Source organism: Clostridium sp. BL-8 (genome assembly GCF_002006495.1).
Lineage (GTDB): Bacteria > Bacillota > Clostridia > Clostridiales > Clostridiaceae > Clostridium.
This window is the reverse complement of record NZ_LZZL01000034.1, coordinates 14,400-34,613: the sequence shown is the minus strand read 5'-3', so window position 1 is coordinate 34,613 and position 20,214 is coordinate 14,400. Positions and strand designations below refer to the sequence as shown.

Here is a 20,214-nt window from a genome sequence, read left to right as displayed (position 1 = left end):
AATGTAAATATTTTTTATTTACATCTCACATCAAATAAGACTCATTCAATATGAGAATAAGTCTTATTTGAGATTTATATTTAAATTAATGATGAGTACTTTTTTATAATTTGCTCATTCTACTGCTAGCTTTTAAATTAATATAACCTATAACATTGTTAACGTTAAATATTATTTTAACCTTCTAATTAGCTTTCTCAAAATCATGCTGGAATATATTCTTTAAAAGCATATAGCGTTATTTCTAAATTTTTTAAATCTTGAATCTTAGTTCCAGTATCTAGTGCATTGTTAATCACTTCATAACTTGAACTTAATAAAATTATCGTTTTAATCTCTTCTTCCAAAACATTACTATGATAATAATTGTTTGCCAATTCACTATAGATCCAATAATAACTTGTAAACTGATTTTTATAAAATTCTAAACTTCTATTGTTATCTTTAATTATACTAATTCTATCACCATATTTAACATTGCTAAATACTAGTTCACAAAGCATTTCTGGTATAAAACTTTTTATTTCATAAGCTAAATTTAAATCTCCAGTAATTTTATAAATATCATCATTCACTTCTCGGAGTTTTTCCTCTGAGTTACAAACTCCAAGAACCTTAACAGCCCTTTTCGTGAATTCTTTAACAGTTTCTTCTGAGAATTCATATTCACTATACGTTTCACTATGTTGCTTTATTAGAAAATATTGCTTTAAAGAGTAGATATCTCTATTACCCTTCCAAGTTTTTATATACTCCGAAATATCATCACTGATTTCATTATTATAAACTCCATTAATACGGCACTTAGAAATAATTTCACCATTTGAAAATTTGCCAATATATATTTTAATCCAATAAATTTTCTTATTTCCTAATCTAGCTTTTGCTTTTTCTCCAATTATACTCCAAATCCGTATATACTTTTTTTCTTCCTCATCTCTAATACCTTGAATAGAACCTTGAAACAACTGCCAGCCTTTTCTTTTCCCTAAAAAAGTGGTTTCAAAATTTTCGTTGCTTTTACCACTTATACAATTTTTAATAACATAGAGAGGTCCCACTAAGAAATGATCTACACATTGTTGAAATGCTTCCTCCAGATTTTTTCCTATTCCTGTAGCTGATTCTATAAAAGATTCACAAAATAGTTCATGTTTTATGTTAAAGAATAAATCCACTACCTTAGCCAAACTATTATTATCTATTTTTCCTATATGAGGCTCAATTGTCAGCTTATATTTGGATAAATATACACCATTACCATTAATTTTACTGCTTGGAATTGCTTTTTTTAAATATCCCAATATTTTTTCCTCGTTTGTCATAACTTGCTTCTTATTAAATAAAAACATGCATCCTGTGACCCTTTCCGCTTAATATCAAAATTTACAAATAAACTTGTAATATACCTCTAATGCTAATATTTTATATAATTATATCATATTATTCTACTTTTTTACATTTTTGTTTTTATACAAATTTCTACATAAAAATTAATTTCTTTAATAATAAAAGAATAGTAGTTTCATTAATAACTACTATCCTTCTTCTTTAGTCTAAATTAAATTGTTAGTTATAAACTAATAATATATATCAGAAAATTCTATTTCTGTAGGTTTTATCGCATTTTTAGGTTGGTTAATTTCTTCAGTATTAGGGGTATTTATGGAATATTCAACTGTCGGAAATATTACTTCAAATTCAGATCCCTCATTTAATTTACTATTACAAGTAATAGTACCTTTATGAATTTCTACAAGCTGCTTTACAAGAGATAGTCCAATACCACTACCTTCTGTCCTTCTTGATAAACTATTATCTACTTTTAAAAATCTATCAAATATTTTTACTTTCATTTCATCCGGTATCCCTATCCCATCATCTTTTACCGAAATAGATATACTGTTTTCACTGCTTTTGCATATATAAACCTCTATGCCGCCATTTTCTTTCCCATACTTTACGGCATTTGACAATAGATTTAACATAATTCTTTCAATTAAATCCGAATCACAACTTACATAAGCTTCCTCAACTTCGGTATCAAATATCAATTTAATTTTTTTACTTTCTGCATATTCAATAATTGACATTGTTATATCTTCTACAACAGAAACAATATTTTCTATTTTACAATTTGGTTTAAAAAAGCTTGTTTCAATTTTTGTGATATCTATAATATTATTAATCAATCTCATAAGTCTTAAACAATTTTGCCTAATAATCTTATTATATTTAAGAATCAATTTTTTAGCACTATCATCTTCTAAATAGTTATTCTCTACTTGGAGTGCTGAATATATTACATTTATTGGAGTTCTCAACTCATGAGATATATTGGCAAAAAAGTCATTTTTCATATTTTCTTCTTTTCTCTTTAATTCTAATAATTGTACTGCCTCCTCAGCCTTTTTTCTATCTTCAATATTCCTTATTGCTGAAATAATGTATTCTCCATCTTCATCATTAACAATTAATGATGTTGTTTCAACCCATTTCTTTCTATTTTTCCAAACAAATTCATACTCTTGCTGCCTCTCTAATACGCCTTTATCTGGTGAATTTATCCTATTCAAAAATATTCCATGATATTGTTTATCAAGAATTTCAATAAAGAGCTTATTTTTTAATTCATTTTCATTATCTATTTCTAACATATCTAAAAATCTTTTATTTGCGGATTCAATTTTTCTATCCCTCACTATCAAAAGTCCATCTGGAATCAAATTAATGAATCTTTCATTCAGTTTCTCTATATTTTGAATTTTATGATTTGCTTCATAAAGCTTTTCATTAACATTTTCTAATTCATAAGCTTTGTTTTCAAATTTTTCAAATAAATTGGTATATGGATCTATTATTATACCTTTTAACGTTGCTTTAAATGCATAATAGCATGCTATAAGCTTAAACAAATTTCCTAATATATTACCTGCTCCATAGACATTACCATAAATAATAAACGATATACATGATAATATCTCAAATACTACTGCCATTAATAAGCCATATTTATTATTATTCAAAACATTTACCTTACACTTCATAATACTCAGAAAGGTAACAGTAAAGCATATCGCAAGCAATCCTTTACTTATCTGATATAATAAAGTCAAAAAATATTTATCCATAGAATTTATTATAATAAAGTTAAATCCAATAATGCCTAGAACTATAAAAATTGCTATTATTATATGAAGGTATAACATCTTATGCCAATAAATTTTTTTATTAATATAATTAAAGGATATAATTAACATAACACATTCATAGTATTCATCAAATATATTTAATTGAATACCTCTATTATAATAACCTGACAGTAATATATAAAATAAATTAATTATGCTGACAAATCCAAAAATAATTGCCAAAATGTGAAAGTAATTATTTTCACCAGTTTTAATTGTATTTATGGAAACTACTATTAGCGTAAAACCTAAAATGACAGTCATTATTTCTATAATATTATTAAATAATATGTAATTTTGCTTTCCTATAAAATTCAAGCTCAAAAATAAAAATGCTAAAATAAAAAACTCTATAAGTTTTTTCTGATTAATCGATAAATTATACATAATCGTCCTCCATTGTATATAATTTTATCATCTTATTACATAAAAGTCTCCTATTAGTCGTATAATAACATTATTTTTATATTACTTTTCTTTTCTATTTCATTATTTTCAAGTTACATCGTAAAATTATTTTTCCACTTATGTTTTTAAAAATATTCCCCCAAATTTTGGAAACAATAAAATAATAGTACTCTCACCATCAAGATATTTTCTTAAAAGAAATACCTTAACGATGGGAATACTATTCTATTAGAGCTCTTAATCACTTAACTTTCCAATCACTATATGGATTTAGAATCAATGAAGCTTTTAGCTATTTCATCAGAATTTAAAATATTTATAAAAATATTTAACGAATAATATATATCCTTTTCTCTCCAAACATAGTTCACTTGAGGGATACAACCTTCACTTAAATATTTAAAGACTTCATTATTGCTAATATTTAATTTCTCTGCTTTAATTTGTTGAATTGCATTATCTTCCTTATAAGATATTAATCCATTCTTACTTAGCTCCTCATAAATATTTGATTTTTTTTGTTCCGTAAAAATAATTGAACCATCTTTATTTGAATAAAAATTATTAAGCTTATACTCGGATATATCATCTTTTTTATTGCATTCTTTTGATATTCCAACTATTGCTCCAGTTATTTTTATATTTTCTCCAATATTTAATGGGAATTTAGGGTTAAAATGAAGTAAGGTCTTAGCCTTCTCTAAATCCTCCATATCATAAATATTTAGTGCAGAAATTCCTGTTGAAGTATTTCTAAATAATGAATAATCTACGTTTTTGACTTTCTCTGGATAGTTTAAAGATTTTATTATATTTATAGTATCTTCTTTTGATATGTTAACTAAAATGTTACTATTTTCTTCACTCTTAGAAGTTGAATTATATTCCAAGCTATACCATAAACCTTCATTTTTCCATATATAATACTTGCTTACTTTTTGGCTTTCTTTTAAATACTTATCCCCTATCTTCCTTGCTGGTAAAGTAGTAATTATTGTAACATTTAATCCATTAATATCTCCTAATTTCAAAGGCTGTTTCTGGCCATCAACTTTAATATTCTCAATAGCTTTTGTCCTATTATTTTCTATTTTTTTTAAGGTTTCTACAGGGTCACTTGCTGAAACTAAAAATGAAAAATTACTTTCAGAACTTTCAAATAAAATTCCTACTGCATTATCCTTATCAGATAGTTTTATTATTTCAAAGCCATTTACTTTACTTTCATCTGGTAAAAAATCAGGTACTTTAAACTTTATATTTGCTATTTTCTCTGTCTTTTTTATATTCTCATAAAATTTAATTGGCGGATCAACGATGAAATCATTTTCATTCACCTTATCATTTGAAATAACATTTGAGGAAGCGATATTTATTTCTGTACCTTTAGCCATTAGTCCATTCCCTAATGATATAATTATAATCATCATGCATATTAGTATAGTCTTTGATGGTAACTTAATCGAAGTTATTTTTAACTTCCTTGTCATCTTATACCTCCTTTAATTTACTTTAATGCTAAATATGTCTATATTTTATGGAAAATTATTACAACTATTATATCACATTTTTATAACCGCTACCCACTTTTTCTATTCATACTTCTCTTTTTTATTAAGATTTTATATGCCTATGATAAACGTTAAATTTACTCTCAACTAAAAAGAGCTACCGCATTAAGAAATTCAACCACAATATTTTGTAATAAAATTTAATACAATATTATTGTAGTTTTATTCTTTGTGCGACAGCTCTTTTTAGCTATGTTGCAGTGTTTACCATATCAAGTTCAAACCAAAAATTCACTCCATTCTGTATGTTTTCCACTCCGCAGGCATTATTATGAAGTTCCACAAGAGCCTTTACTATCGAAAGGCCAAGACCATATCCTCCATAAGATCTTGTTCTTGCTTTATCCACCTTATAAAAGCTATCCCATATTTTTTCTAAGGATTCATCTGGTATATGCTTTCCTGTATTAAATACATTTACCCTTACTTTCTCATTAATAACTACTTTATTTATATTAATAACTTTATTATAGTCTAAATGATTAATTGCATTATTAATATAATTAGTAAGCATTTGTTCAATTCTAGTCATATCTCCAGATACAATTATCTCTTCATTATTTTCAAACTGCACTTTAATATCTTTTTCTTCAAAAATTGATCCATATTTATTAATTACATATCCTATTAAGGCGGTTAAATTAAACTCAGTTTTTTCTATATGGAAATAACCCGATTCTATTTGCGAAAGATTTAATAGATCTCTAACTAACTTATTCATTTTATTCGTTTCATTCATGATAACATTACAATAAAAATTTCTATCTTCATCACTTTCGTTTACATTACTTGCAAGACCTTCTGCATATCCTTGTATCAAAGATAGTGGTGTTCTTAACTCATGTGAAACACTTGATATAAATTCCTTTCTCATTTCATCTATCTTTCTTTCTTTTTCTATATCTTCTTCAAGCCTTTGATTTTTTATATTTAATTCCGTAATTGCTCTATTAAGCTCTCCTGATAAATAATTAATGCTTTGGCCAAGCTGGCCGATTTCATCTCTACCACTTATTCTACACTTTTTGCTAAAATCAAATTTAGCCATATTTTGAGCAATATTATTTACTTCAAGTATGGGTTTTGTGAATCTTTTTGAAAACCAAAATGCTACTATACTTCCTAGTGCTACAATTATTCCACCTATCATAAGTATAAATCTGTTTGCTACATCCACACTTTCTTTTATTGAAACTAAAGGAACCCTTAGAGTAAGCAGATCACCATTATTTAATTTAGTTACAAGTGTCAAAAAATCTATTTTTAACTGCATATCCCACCTATTTTCAAAATAAAACTTTCCTTCATCATATTCATTCGAATCTTTAAGTTTATTCATCTCTTCTGGCGAATTTGGTGGTGGATCTATATTTCCTCTAAATCCTTTTTTCATATTGTCAACAACATTTTTCTCCATTGGTGCTCTTCTTGAAGATTTATAAACAAGCTTCCCATTTTTATCAAAGATATCAATACTACCACCCGTTATATTAGCTGCCCTATCCAATTCATCTTGAATATCATCAGGATCTCCTGTATACATGCTAACCAAATTTTGTGCATTTTCTTTTAGTATATCTTCTTTATTTTGAATGTAATATTGCTGAAGATACAAATTATTAACTAGCCATAAAACTCCAATAAATAGTATCAACAAAACTGTTATTGATAAAAAAAGTCTTGATCTTATTGATTTATTCATCCTCATTCCTCAAATCTATAACCGTAACCACGCACAGTTTGTATATAATCACTTTTTTCATTTAGTTTTATTCTCAATCTGTTTATATGTGTATCAACTGTTCTTAAATCACCATAATAATCATAGCCCCATACTTTATCGAGTATTTGTTCTCTGCTTAATGCCTTTCCATAATTTTCTGAAAGATAAGTCAATAGTTCATACTCTTTTGGACTTAAATCAATTATAGAATCATCAATTGTAACTTGATGTGCATTATGATCTATTGTTAATCCACTAAATTTTTTCACATCGTCATTCGTTAAGCTTGTTCTTCTAAGTACAGCATTTACCCTGGCTATCAATATGTTAGGGCTAAAAGGTTTTGAGATGTATTCATCTGCTCCAATATCTAATCCAAATACCTCATCAAATTCTTCTCCTCTTGCTGTTAACATTATTATTGGAACTTTAGATTTTTTTCTTATTTCTCTACATACAGTAAATCCATCATATTCAGGCAGCATGACATCAAGAATTATCAAATCTATATTTTCTTCTTTCCAAAACAAGTCCATAGCTCTTTTACCATCTTCTGCCTCAATGGTAATATAACCTTGTCTTTTAAGGAAATCCGTCACCAACTTTCTTATTAAAGGTTCATCATCTACTACTAGTATTTTATTTTCCTTCATTCTATACCTCCGAAAACTCCTAATATATTCATTATAAGCATTTTTTGTTACAATTATGTCACAAATTATATATTAACATCTTTTTATAAGATTAGTTGAATAAAATTTCCTTACCTTAATTTTGTTACTTTTTGTATATATGTCTTATCATCTGCCAAAATTTATAGTAATATAATATAGTTGCAATTTTAACAATTTTATTACACTACTTAAGGGGGATACAAACACAATGAAAAACAGCCAAGGTATAGGAATAAGATTATATTGCCTAATCGGCTTTGTCATGATATTTGTGATTAGCATTACAAGCTTTTCATATATTGCATTTCAAAACTATAGCGAAAAAAATAAAGCTAGGCTACAAAGAACAACAGAATATATAGCACTAGTTGATGAATCACGACAAGCTCAGGTAAATTTTAAAAAACAAGTTCAGGGGTGGAAGGATACTTTACTAAGGGGCAATAATATTGAATCTTTTAATAAATATCACTCTGAATTTACACAAGAAAATGAAAATGTTCAAAATCAACTTTCTACTCTTAAAAAAGATATGACTAAGCAGGGATTAGATACTTCTTCAGTAGAAGAATTATTAGACACTCATAAGGAACTTTATGTTAAATATACTGAAGCCCTTAAAAACTATGATTCCAATAATCCAGAAAGCTACCACATAGTAGACGGCTTAGTTACTGGTATTGATCGCAAACCTACAGATGATATGGATGCATTAGTAAAAGACATACAAGATAAAGCTAATACTGAAAGTCAAAATATGATTGCTCAATCTAATATTGATAGCGGAAATTTTTATAAAACTTTAATTTCTATTGTTATTATAGGTATTATTTTGACTATCTTTTTTGCAGTGTTAATTTCATTTACATATAAACGAATTACAAAATTTATAGAGCAATTTAAGATGTTAATGGAACAAGCTGAAATGGGTGACTTAACAATTAATGGAATAATTCATAAAGAAGATGAGTTAGGTGAGCTGACTCAAAAATTTAATTCATTTATAAATAAAATACGAGCTTTAATTTCTGAAGCTAATAGTACTACTAAAAACGTAGTATCTTCTTCAAATGATATAATGAGAACCTCTGCAGAAGTTAGTAAGGCCTCTGAACAAGTTGGATCAGCTATTTCTAATATGGCTGAAAGTGCTTCCGAAGAATACAATTTAATTGAAAAAAGCAATAGTGCCGTTAAAGATGTTGCGAAAGGTTTAGATAATATAACTAAAAATACAGTACAGATAATGGATCTTGCAGATAAAGCAATTAATACCGTAAGCAATGGTTCAAAAGATCTTTACAATCAAATTGAAAACATGTCAATTACTAAAGATGCCTCTAAAAGCGTAAGCATTGTAATTTCAAATTTATCTGCAAAGTCAAATGAAATAGGAAAAGTTATTGAATTTATAAATGGAATTACGGGACAAATTAATCTGCTTGCATTGAATGCCTCTATTGAAGCAGCTAGAGCTGGAGAAGCAGGCAGAGGCTTTACTGTTGTAGCTAATGAAGTTAATAACCTAGCACAACTTTCAAAGGAATCAACACAAAAAATTAGCAATTTAATAAATGAAGTACAAGCTGATATAGAAAAGGCTGTTGTAGAAGTTAGTAATACAAATGTTTCAATAGAAGAGCAGACAAGGTCACTTAATGAAACAGATAATTCACTTAAGCTTATTGAAAAATCTGTTTTTGAAGTTACCCAAAAAATAAAAGAGGTTGTTACTGAAACTAAAGGTATTAATCAAAATGCAATATATGTAGAAAACTCAATTAACAATATTGTAAATATAGTTAACCAAAATACGTCAAATACACAAGAAATTGCAGCTGCAACTGAAGAACACTCAGCCTCTTTTGAAGAAATATCATCATCAATGAATTTTTTAGCAGAACTATCAGAAAAATTACAAGATACTCTTTCTAAATTTAAAGTCTAGTAAGTGCCTTTTTCAATAATATCTATTAATAGTAACTTATATGCATAAAAATAATAATTAAATCTCCCCATATTTAGACAACGCAATGTTTGAATATGGGGAATCAACTTTTATATGAAAAATATTCTTAATTCTATTACATGTAATATATAAAATCAAGTTATCTTTAATCTTTGCTAAAGAAGGGCTGATATAGTTATTGTTTATTATGACTAGCATAAAGATGCAAAAGAAACGCACGTCTCTTTTCTAACATGAATTTTTTATTCAATTCCAGTCACTGTTACATTTAATAATTTTACCATTTTGGGTCCTTCAAAATTATTATGCTTTTGGACTTCTTTGGATAGAAACATTTCATTTTGCAATTCATTTATATTCCCGGAAATAGAGCCACCTGTAACGGAAGTAGAATTTTCGCCATCGAAATACCAAGCAAGTCTTATCTCCCCACAAAAATCTCCAGTTAGTTCATCTACAGTAAAATCTGAAAATGCAGCTATTTCAATATACTGTTCATTTTTTAATTCACTGATTGTTTTACTTCCACCCAAAACTATTATATTATCTATTGTTCCAGTCGGTTGTACATTCAAATAATGACCATATCTATTATCCGCAATGTATCTTTTTAATATACCATTTTCTAATATAGTCACAGACTCTAAAGGAAATCCATCTTCATCAAAACTTGCCGAACTAGTTGAATTTTTCATAAATGGATCAAGTATCATTGTTATAAGATCACCAGTAACACATTCACCTTGAATCTTGTCACCTATTTTCCATGTAGATTCATTTCTATAAACTGTAATTGCATTACTTTTTGAATAATAAAAAGAAAATATATCTTTAACTGCTTCATCAGTAAGTAATACATTTGTTTTCTCAAGCTTAGGGGTATTTTTTGCTATAGCTTTTTCTTTACATATATTAATTATCTTTTCTACTTCTTTAGCCACTTTATCTTTATCTAACTCAGAAAAATTCAAACATTTATATAATTCTACTTCTTCACTTGCCTCTTTCCATGTAGTAATAAATTCAACCATACAGTCATAATTTATAGATTCTGTATCTACTCCTTCAGAATTTACAATATGAGTATATACTTTGTTCAAAAAAATTTCACAGGAATTAATTCCACCTTTTTCATAATTATCGTTTCTATAAACTGCTTTTGTTATTTCATTCATCCAATATGGCAGACTTTCTCTTTCAAATTCACTTGCTTTCATTGTTTTATATTTTGATACTGGTTTCACTAAAGGATAATACGGATTCTTAGCATATTGTGCTGCAAATAAAGCATCATCAACTGACTTTTCTATTTCTTCATCACTCATTGTTGGATGTATATTTGTTGTTGCTGAACCTCTATATATTTTTCCATTTTCATTAATATCTTTATAAACTGTTATTTTGAAATGATGTACATCTTTAGCTCTATCCATGTCAATATTCTTTTTTACAAAGAAAAGCTCATTTGACTCCACTTTACTTTCAATTATCCTATAACCATCAATTTCTTTATTATTTATAAGAATTTGCTTTATTCTTTTAAGCATTATCCTAACCTCACTTTCGCTTTGATGTATGGCCCACCAGATGAAGTCTTTACAAATTCTTTGTAGCCTTTACCGCAATATCCTGCTCCATCTAGCTGAACCTCTTCAGAGACCATAGAAATTGATTTTAATAAATCAGGAACAAAACCTGTAATTACTACTGGAGATATTAACTTCCCGGTAAGTTTTCCATCACTAATTTCTCTACCTAAAAGGACTATACATTGAATCCCCCAGTTTTTAGGATCTTCCATTCCACTAAATACTCCTTCAAGGAGATAACCATATTTTATTGAAGCAATCATATCTTCGACTTTATCATTTCCAGCTTCAAAAAATGTATTTGTCATTCTTGCATAGGCTTTTCTTTCAAAAGACTCTCTCTTACCGTTTCCTGTTGGAATAGTTCCAAGTTTTATTGCAGACAACAAATCTGATATACCATTCTTTAATATTCCATTTTCTATTATTACAGTATTTGTTCCTATGGTTCCTTCATCATCAAACAAATATGAGGACATATGCTTAGTTGCTGCTGCTCCATCATGCATAGTAGTTGAAGCAGAAGCTACCTGCTTTCCTATATATTCTGCACCCTTAGCTCTATTCTTCACAAACATATCCATTTCTACTCCATGTCCGAAAGCTTCATGAGCAATTAATCCGGATACATCCGGAGCACATATTACATCATATTCACCAGGTTCTACCGTATTAGCATCAAGTAACTTTATACTTTGCTCTACAATACTCCTATACTTTTCTTTAAGTTCATCAATTATTTCAAAGCCCTTTAATCCTGAAAAAGATTTATAGCAATATTTTGTTTTCTCTTCCCTTCTCGCTACAGAAAATATATATCCCTCTCCTAGCATATATGATTGTTCCAATTCTTTCTTATTAGACATAAATAGCTTTGATATATGATAAGTATTATATATCACATCCACATTTACAATTAAATCTGAATAATCTAAAGCATCATCTTTTATCTCTACTAAGGATTTTATAATCACATCAGATCCTATTTCTTCTGGATTTATCTTAACTTCACCTAAAAGGTTGTCTCTAATCTCGTCTTCTTCTATTACTTCATATGAATTTATGGATATATCCTCAGAAGCTTTATTGAGTTTATTATTAATATTTGTTACAATAGAATCCAATTTTTCCTCACTTAATTCATTAAATGAATACTCTGAGTAATTTATTCCATTATGTATTCTTATAACAAATCCCCTTTCAACTAACATAGAATCATTCACATCTATTCCTGCTTTTGATACTCTAAAGCTTTTTCCTTTTGTATCTGTTCCAAGTACTGAAACATATTTATAATTTTTAGATAGCATAGTGATTAACTTACTTATAACTGGTTTACTGCTCACTAAAAATTTTGAGTTTGATACCTTCACTAAATCTCCTCCTTTTTTAACCAATCAAAATTTATACTTTAATTTAAAAATATCACAATTTAGTTTTTAATAATCACAATATATACCATTATACATATATTTTCTTAAATTTTATAGAATACAGAAAATTTTTCAAAGAACTCTAGAAAATGTTTTTTTATTAGTTACATAAAAAAGGTATCTTTTGATTTTCCAAAAGACACCTCTCTAGTAATCATGACATTATTCTATTAACTGATCCACGCTCCATCTGAACCTACTTTATACCCATTAATTATAGTATTATGGGCCATAGCCCCACTACTAGTATATAAGTAATAATATTTACCATTAATATCTCTAAACCAGCCTGTAAGCATTTTCCCCTGTTTATCTAAATAGTACCAACTTCCATTTATAAATTGCCAGCCTTTTTTCATAGCTCCATCATAGCCCAAGTAATACCAATTTTCATTAATATACTTCCAACCTGTTGCCATATTTCCATCATAATTAAGATAGTAATTATTCTCCCACATATTCTTTACTGGTTTGCCTAAAGTATCATTATATTGCCACTGCCCATTTACTAACACCCATTGATTAGCTTTAATTATAGCTGCAGTTTCATTATTATTTGTATTATTATTATTTGTATTGCCTCTAGTTATATCTAATGTATATGTTCTTTTATTATCATCATCATCTTCAACCGTTATTTTTATTTCATTATTACCTTTATCTAACGATACTGTTTTTTTAAATTTATCATCTTCATCAACTTTTGATCCATCTATTCTAACTGTGTAATCGTCATATTCGTCACTATCACAATCGGGTTTTGCTGCAATTGAAATCTTATTTACAGATTCAGCTACATATACATTATAGCTGGAAGTATTCTTTGAGAAACTAATATTTCCATCACTTAAAGAAAGGCTCTTTAAATACACATCATCATTTTCATCATCTTCATCGTCATTTGAAGAAGTCGCAGTGCATTTTACTTTTATAGTATATTGGCTAGTATAAGAATCATCACTATATTTCACAGTTCCAGGATCATCGTCATATGTTCTTATAATGAGCGTTGTTGTTGAATCCTTTGACAAATCAATGGAACTACTTATCTTAATCCCTTTCGCTGAATTACTTTTGCTTTTAAATATTCTAACATGGCTTGAGCTAACACCTTTTGTAGTAACTTTTATTGTATCCGATGAAGTTTTTGCATAATAAATCCCATTATCTTCTAATTTATCATCATCTACTTCATTCTTACTTTTATAGTCATCCTCATCATAAGTTTTTATTGTACTCCCATCAGATGTTTTTAATTTTACACTAGTTAAATCTCCACTAGCTGCATATGCCTTTGTGCTAATTAAACCAAAGCTTGTTCCCGGTATAACTGCACCAAATGCACTAACTGTGAGTGCAATTGCAATCACTTTTTTTAAGTTTTTATTCATATTGTCACTCCTCTAACTTTATAAATATCAACTTATCTTATTACTCTTGCACCGGTGACTACTTTATAAGTTTCATTGATATGGTATAACTGTATTTCCACTATATAATACAATATAGAATACCACTTCTGGTACTTTTTTAATAACTCATTAGTAAATCAACTTAAAAATCCAGATAAATCCTGCACCTAGACATATTTTTTTAATTTCATTATAAAATTTTCTCACATCTAAGCCTTTTTTATTATAAATAATAAAAAACTGCAAATTCATTTTTTTGAATATTGCAGTTTTTTAAGTATATCCTCTATTTTAAGAATAATTCGTCTCTACAAATGGTCTTAATACAATTTCATCTAAAGCGACACTCGTATCTATATCCAGTGTCTTTAATATCGTATCTGCAGTATTTTCTGGGCTTAAATAATCCTCTCTTTCCTGAGCTCTAAATGGAGTATTTATTCCACCTGGATATACAGAACATACTCTTATATTATTCTTTCTCGCTTCTTTTCTAAATACTTTAGTCAAACCATCTAAAGCACTTTTAGCTGCCGTATAAGCTCCATTACCTTCATTTGAAAATAAGCAGCATGTTGAAAGTATATTTATAATTACCCCTTCTTTTTTCACTTTCATATATTTATAGCACTCTTCTATAAATACTAATGGTGCTATAGTATTTACCTTTAACATTAAATTCATATCTTCGATTTTAATACTTTCTACTAAACCTCGTGCAGTGTTTGCTCCAGCACAATTAATTAGCACATCTATCGTACCAAATTTATCTCCTGCATTATTAACAAATGAAATAATCTTATTTTCATCTGCAATATCAAAATTTTCATAAAATATATTTTTTCTATCTCCTTCATTTATTTCATCTAAAACACACTTCATTTTTTCTTCTGATCTGCCGCAAAACGCAACCTTAGCTTCCATTTTTATTAACTTTAAAACTAAGCTTTTTCCAAGACCCGAAGTGCCTCCTGTAACAACAACACATTTATTCTTCCAATAACTCATAAATAATCCCCCTTGATTTTTCCTTTGATTTTTTTGCTTTTAATAACGTAAATTGGTATTTTTTATACTATGTAAACTATACCATATTTTTATTATTTATCCTATACTAATAAAAAATTAATATAAAAAATCCACGTACTACTATAGTAATCCGCAGATTTTCTTTTTAAATATAATACTTTCTTACTCTACACTCATCTCTAGAGCTTACTTTTAATTTCTTCTCTTTCCATATTAGTTTCATCCCTTAAGCTCAAAAGATAATTTATAAAACCTTCTCTTAAGTCATCGCGTTTTAAAGTAAACTCTATATTTGCTTTCAAAAAGCCTAGTTTATCTCCAACATCATATCTTTTTCCCTCAAAACAATAAGCATATACTGCTTCATGCTTTGTTAATTCTTTTAACGCATCGGTTAATTGCACTTCTCCGCCTTTACCCGGTTTAGTTACTTCTAATATATCAAATATGTCTGGTGTTATTATGTATCTTCCAAGAATGGCTATGTTAGATGGAGCTTCTTCAATCTTCGGTTTTTCTATCATATCACTAACTTTATACAATCTTTCTTCTATTTCTATTCCCTTAACTATTCCATACTTAGATACATTTGCTTCTTCAACTTCCTGTACTCCTAATATAGAAGTCTTGTATTGATCGTAACAATTTATTAACTGCTTAAGGCATGGAACTTCATTATCTACAACATCATCTCCAAGCATTACTGCAAAAGGTTCATTTCCAACAAAAGTTTTAGCATGCTTTATTGCATCACCAAGACCTTTAGGCTCTTTTTGACGTATATAATAAATATCTACCATATTTGATACATCTTTCACAAGATTAAGTAATTCTTCTTTATGCGCATGCTCAAGCTCATCTTCAAGCTCTACAGACTTATCAAAATGATCTTCTATTGCTCTTTTATTTCTACCTGTAATTATTAATATTTCCTCAATTCCAGAAGCTACAGCTTCTTCTACTATATATTGAATAGTGGGTTTATCTACTATTGGCAACATTTCTTTAGGTTGTGCTTTTGTAGCTGGCAGAAATCTTGTTCCAAGACCTGCTGCCGGTATTACTGCCTTTCGTACTTTCATAGTGCTTCACTCTCCTCTTTTTCAAATCTTAAAGAAAATTTTTTAATAGCATTATCAAAAAGAACTTTTAATAAATATGCAACTAGAAACATATTTAATATCGAAGTAACTTCAAGACAATTGTTAAAAATTGTTGTATTGTTTCTAAATAAAACTGTAGAAATATTGATATAATTAGTGATACTGAATCCTATAGCCAATAGAAAAAATCTTCTGTCTTTCAGGTATATTAATGCTAATATGGCTATTGCTTCTGCTGGAAATAAATATCTTTCATGCATTCCAACTGAAAAAGTAAATACTCCTGATATTTGAAGCAAAGCTATGGCCGAAACATATTTTCTATCATTTCCTTTTATGTAAATGAACCAGCCAATTAATGTTGTTAAAACAATAAATATCATTCCTAGTGTATGATAACTTATCGAAAATAATTCAGTATTATAATCTTTGTAGTTTCCTCCAATTAAACCAAAAAAATTAAACGCATTTATTGAAGCATATGGATATTCTGATATAGTCTTTGTATACAAATTAATAATCCATAAAGGATTTTGAGAGTTTAATGAAAAAGGAATAATTATTATTAAGGCAGTAATAAATGCTGAAATTGCCGAATATACAAAGTTCTTTATTGTTCTTTGCCTTACTAATTCAAAAAAAAGTATTGGAAGAAATATTATTCCTTGTGGTTTCATAAGTATTGCAGCTGCAAACATTCCTGACGATAATATATATTTCTTTTCAGATAATAAATATAATGCTATAACAATTAGCAATGTAAAGAATGAATCGACTTGTCCCCAAAATGTAGAATCAATAAACACGGCTGGATTAAAAATATAAAATGCTCCTAATAAAATACTTATATATACGCTTAAGTATTTCTTTCCAAGTTTATATATAAAATATGATGTAATAATATCTGCTATTATTGATGGCATTTTTAGTATCAATGTATAATATGGATTAACAGTAGATAAACTTGCAATTTTTCCGATTAGCCCCAATATATATATATACAATGGCGGATAATCTGCCTGCCTAGCACTAGAATAGAAATTAGAGAAACTATTTGCTGCAGATTGTGCCCAATCTCTAAATAAGGCAATATCACCACTAAATCCCTGCATAAGCGTTGCTGCTGCAACTCTTAATAGAAAACCTACTGATAATACTGTAAATATCAAGAATTTTTCATCTTTTAAATTAATTTCTATCCTTTTACGTCTAAATAGATAATACCCCAAACAAGATACCATTAAAAATATCCCTCCATATATGTTGAGCTCTAGAACATACTTGAAATTTTCACCACCGCCCCTTTGCATATTACCTCTAAACTGTGCTAATTGTCCATTTCCATTATTTTCTCTTTGATTATTATTAAAGTCACCTTGATTATTTCTATTCTGCTGCGATTGATTATTATCTCCAGATCTTCCTACTCTTGGAATCTCCATATCCTTACTCCCATTTTCTTGGTTGTCCTGCATCTTATTACTACTATCTGTATTTGCTCTATCTGATGTTATAGTTTTATCTCCAGATTTACTTTTATCATCCCTAGAAATAGAATTATTTCCACCAAAATTCACCTGACTATTTTGCATAATTTCATTACTATTATTAATTTTATAATTCTGAAGAGCATATACACATGTAACTATTGATAATCCTAATACAAATATTAAAATAACTCTAAGTATATACTTCTTATATCTTCTATTTTCCATTATTCCTGTTTCCTTTCAGCAAAATTATTAAAATAAGGGGGCTAGTTTTTGCTAATTTACTCCTAAGCTATAAGAGTTACAACAAATACTTCCCCTCACTTCAATAGTTTATATTCTAAATATGCTTTTACTTTAAAGTATCTGCTAAATCTTTCAAATCATATAATTGTTCTGAATTATTTCTACCAAAATTCTGCACATTTGAGTTTGAATTTCTGTTATAACCTTTATCATTTGATCTATCAGTACCCAAGTCTTCATTTTGCATATTTGTAGTAGTATCTTTATATTCACTTTCTGGAACCACTTTTCCATTTTCAGTTACCCAGTTCATAATCTCATTACTTCCACCTGGGCCTCCTCCACCTGTTAATACATATCTTACTTCTCCATTCTTAACCAATTCCTTAAATTCATCTAAAGTAAGTATATTATCTGAACCAGAGAAACCTCCAAGCGCCATAACTGATTCACCTGATTGTATTATTATGCTGTCAGCACTTTGTGACGAAGAAACTACAAGTGAATACTTTTCTGTTGTTATATTATTCTTTAAGAAATCAATAAGCTTTGAACTGCTTACATTATTTCCCCCACCAAAAGACATTCCACCCATACTCTTTTCTCCACTTGAAAGAAGCTCTAATCCTGCACAAGGAATTGTACTATTTACACTATGAGTTATTGCTGCACTTGCACCAATAAATGGAGTAACTAAAATCCCTATTGTAGCAATTCCTAGTAATACCTTTTCTAAATTCATATTCTTATTATCGTCTAAATTAATATTATTTTTATTCTTAATGAATGTCCTTATATTTAATATTGCTAATGTAATAGAAGCTACAAAGCATAATATTAATGATCCTAAAATTACATTTCTTATAACTGTTGATAAGTTACTTGTGAAATATGATAACATCATCATATGAGTAATACCAGTTATAGCAAAAGCTATTGGTAAAAGCCAAGCTTTCCATTTGCCTTCTTTATAAAGTTCCCACATTGTGGTAATTCCAATTCCAGCTAAAGCTGCTGCTGGAGGTGCCATCATTGTTAAATAATATGGATGGAATAACCCTGTTGTATAACTAAAGTATATAAATTCAGGAACTAACCAAGTAATCCATAATACTAGAGACACTTTTCTTTGATTATCTAATCTAAATCTTAATTTTTCTTTTATTGCACCTGCTAAAAATCCTAATAATGCAAGTGGTAAAAACCAAACTATTTGATCTGATAAACTGCTTTTAACAAATAATCTTGTAAGACCTGATTTTACTTGTGATCCAAAAGAACCCTGAAGACCGCCTTGGCCTCCTCCTGGTCCGCCACCTTGACCACCTCTTGGTCCTCCACTAGGTGGTTGCATATTGTTGCCATCTTGGTTTTCTCCATTTGATGGCGCCCCCGGCATTCCTTGATTATTCTTATCACCTTGCGCTGCTGTTCCTCCTTGATTATTTCCATTAGGAGCTCCTTGCGGCATTTGTTGATTGATATTATCATTGCTGCTATCACTTACATCTGTTGTATTTTGTGTTTGTCTTTTTCCATCATCTTTATTGCTGCCTCCACCAAAACCTTTATTTGATGTACTACTAAGACCAAGTCTTTCTAACCCATTATGTCCAATTATTAGTTCCATTTCACTATTATTTGTACTGCTTCCTACATATGGTCTATTTTGTGTTGGCACTAAATCTACAATCATAGCCCAAGAAAAAGATACTGCTATTAATATAACTGAACCAATAATAAAATGCCCTATTTTCTTCTTAAATGATATTGTTGAAGAAAGCAGATATGTAATGTAAATAGCTGGTCCAATCATATAAGCTTCTAACATTTTTATGTTAAATCCAATGCCTACAAGTAATAAACTTATATATAGATACCTAGCTTTTCCTTTTTCAGTAGCTTTTTCAAGAGCTACACAAGCAAAAAGTAATGTCACAACAAGTAAATTATCTATTGTATTATTCCTGCTTGCAGCTATAAAAACTGGTGTAACTGCAAGGCATAATGCTGAAATAAGTCCTGCTAATTTTCCAAATGATTTTTTAACAAGATAATATATAAGGTAAACCGAAATTACTCCTGCTAATGCTTGTGGCAACAGTATGCTCCATCCACTATACCCAAATATTTTAGCAGAAATTGCCTGTATCCAAAATCCCATTGGTGGTTTATCTATTGTTACAAATCCTGCTGGATCAAGAGATACAAAAAAGAAGTTCTTTAGACTCATAGTCATACTCTTTACCCCAGCAGCATAATATTCATTTCCATACCCGTCAATACTTATATTAGCAAAATTAAGTATTGCAGATAATATTAAAATTAATGAAACACTTATATTTTCCTTAGTTAATTTTATATTATTCCTCATTT

The 20,214-nt window shown here is 28.6% G+C and carries 13 protein-coding genes; 1 reads left to right on the top strand and 12 read right to left on the bottom strand.

What is annotated here, in order from left to right; all coding sequences use genetic code 11:
• Nucleotides 1-203: 203 nt before the first annotated feature.
• From CLOBL_RS13015 to CLOBL_RS12995, 5 genes are all read right to left on the bottom strand, one after another.
• Entirely contained in the window at nt 204-1,304 is a 1,101-nt protein-coding gene (locus CLOBL_RS13015) for a DUF6348 family protein (RefSeq protein ID WP_143323867.1), read from the bottom strand.
• A 276-nt stretch (nt 1,305-1,580) separates the two neighbouring features.
• Nucleotides 1,581-3,578: an ATP-binding protein gene (locus CLOBL_RS13010; protein ID WP_077859438.1), complete on the bottom strand. Its 1,998-nt coding sequence runs from the start codon at nt 3,576-3,578 to the stop codon at nt 1,581-1,583.
• Between the two features lie 281 nt (nt 3,579-3,859).
• Entirely contained in the window at nt 3,860-5,089 is a 1,230-nt protein-coding gene (locus CLOBL_RS13005; protein ID WP_077859437.1) for a hypothetical protein, read from the bottom strand.
• A gap of 271 nt (nt 5,090-5,360) precedes the next feature.
• Nucleotides 5,361-6,872: an ATP-binding protein gene (locus CLOBL_RS13000; protein WP_077859436.1), complete on the bottom strand. Its 1,512-nt coding sequence runs from the start codon at nt 6,870-6,872 to the stop codon at nt 5,361-5,363.
• A 2-nt stretch (nt 6,873-6,874) separates the two neighbouring features.
• On the bottom strand, nt 6,875-7,546 hold the full coding sequence (locus CLOBL_RS12995) for a response regulator transcription factor (RefSeq protein ID WP_077859435.1): 672 nt from the start codon (nt 7,544-7,546) through the stop codon (nt 6,875-6,877).
• Nucleotides 7,547-7,775: 229 nt separating this feature from the next.
• Here CLOBL_RS12995 and CLOBL_RS12990 point away from each other — a divergent pair, with 229 nt between their 5' ends.
• Entirely contained in the window at nt 7,776-9,515 is a 1,740-nt protein-coding gene (locus CLOBL_RS12990) for a methyl-accepting chemotaxis protein (protein WP_077859434.1), read from the top strand.
• Nucleotides 9,516-9,778: 263 nt separating this feature from the next.
• Here CLOBL_RS12990 and CLOBL_RS12985 read toward each other — a convergent pair whose 3' ends face one another.
• The 7 genes from CLOBL_RS12985 to CLOBL_RS12955 form a co-directional block, all read right to left on the bottom strand.
• Complete coding sequence (locus CLOBL_RS12985; RefSeq protein WP_077859433.1) at nt 9,779-11,083, bottom strand: metallopeptidase TldD-related protein; 1,305 nt, start codon at nt 11,081-11,083, stop codon at nt 9,779-9,781.
• A complete protein-coding gene (locus tag CLOBL_RS12980) occupies nt 11,083-12,498 on the bottom strand; it encodes a TldD/PmbA family protein (protein ID WP_077859432.1) in 1,416 nt (471 codons plus the stop codon). Before CLOBL_RS12980 ends, CLOBL_RS12985 begins: the two co-directional genes overlap by 1 nt.
• 230 nt (nt 12,499-12,728) lie before the next feature.
• Complete coding sequence (locus CLOBL_RS12975; protein ID WP_077859431.1) at nt 12,729-13,949, bottom strand: cadherin-like beta sandwich domain-containing protein; 1,221 nt, start codon at nt 13,947-13,949, stop codon at nt 12,729-12,731.
• A 312-nt stretch (nt 13,950-14,261) separates the two neighbouring features.
• Nucleotides 14,262-14,978: an SDR family NAD(P)-dependent oxidoreductase gene (locus CLOBL_RS12970; RefSeq protein ID WP_077859430.1), complete on the bottom strand. Its 717-nt coding sequence runs from the start codon at nt 14,976-14,978 to the stop codon at nt 14,262-14,264.
• Nucleotides 14,979-15,178: 200 nt separating this feature from the next.
• Nucleotides 15,179-16,081: a UTP--glucose-1-phosphate uridylyltransferase GalU gene (gene galU / locus CLOBL_RS12965; RefSeq protein ID WP_077859429.1), complete on the bottom strand. Its 903-nt coding sequence runs from the start codon at nt 16,079-16,081 to the stop codon at nt 15,179-15,181.
• Entirely contained in the window at nt 16,078-17,817 is a 1,740-nt protein-coding gene (locus CLOBL_RS12960) for a glycosyltransferase 87 family protein (RefSeq protein WP_077859428.1), read from the bottom strand. The genes galU and CLOBL_RS12960 overlap by 4 nt, the downstream gene beginning before the upstream one ends.
• 127 nt (nt 17,818-17,944) lie before the next feature.
• A complete protein-coding gene (locus CLOBL_RS12955) occupies nt 17,945-20,212 on the bottom strand; it encodes a glycosyltransferase family 39 protein (RefSeq protein WP_077859427.1) in 2,268 nt (755 codons plus the stop codon).
• Between the last annotated feature and the right edge of the window lie 2 nt (nt 20,213-20,214).

Coding starts and splice junctions, on each gene's coding strand:
- CLOBL_RS12960 (WP_077859428.1), bottom strand. CDS start 17,817: ATGGAAAATAGAAGATATAAGAAGTATATACTTAGAGTTATTTTAATA.
- CLOBL_RS13000 (WP_077859436.1), bottom strand. CDS start 6,872: ATGAATAAATCAATAAGATCAAGACTTTTTTTATCAATAACAGTTTTG.
- galU (WP_077859429.1), bottom strand. CDS start 16,081: ATGAAAGTACGAAAGGCAGTAATACCGGCAGCAGGTCTTGGAACAAGA.
- CLOBL_RS12995 (WP_077859435.1), bottom strand. CDS start 7,546: ATGAAGGAAAATAAAATACTAGTAGTAGATGATGAACCTTTAATAAGA.
- CLOBL_RS12955 (WP_077859427.1), bottom strand. CDS start 20,212: ATGAGGAATAATATAAAATTAACTAAGGAAAATATAAGTGTTTCATTA.
- CLOBL_RS12990 (WP_077859434.1), top strand. CDS start 7,776: ATGAAAAACAGCCAAGGTATAGGAATAAGATTATATTGCCTAATCGGC.
- CLOBL_RS12985 (WP_077859433.1), bottom strand. CDS start 11,083: ATGCTTAAAAGAATAAAGCAAATTCTTATAAATAATAAAGAAATTGAT.
- CLOBL_RS13005 (WP_077859437.1), bottom strand. CDS start 5,089: ATGACAAGGAAGTTAAAAATAACTTCGATTAAGTTACCATCAAAGACT.
- CLOBL_RS13010 (WP_077859438.1), bottom strand. CDS start 3,578: ATGTATAATTTATCGATTAATCAGAAAAAACTTATAGAGTTTTTTATT.
- CLOBL_RS12975 (WP_077859431.1), bottom strand. CDS start 13,949: ATGAATAAAAACTTAAAAAAAGTGATTGCAATTGCACTCACAGTTAGT.
- CLOBL_RS12970 (WP_077859430.1), bottom strand. CDS start 14,978: ATGAGTTATTGGAAGAATAAATGTGTTGTTGTTACAGGAGGCACTTCG.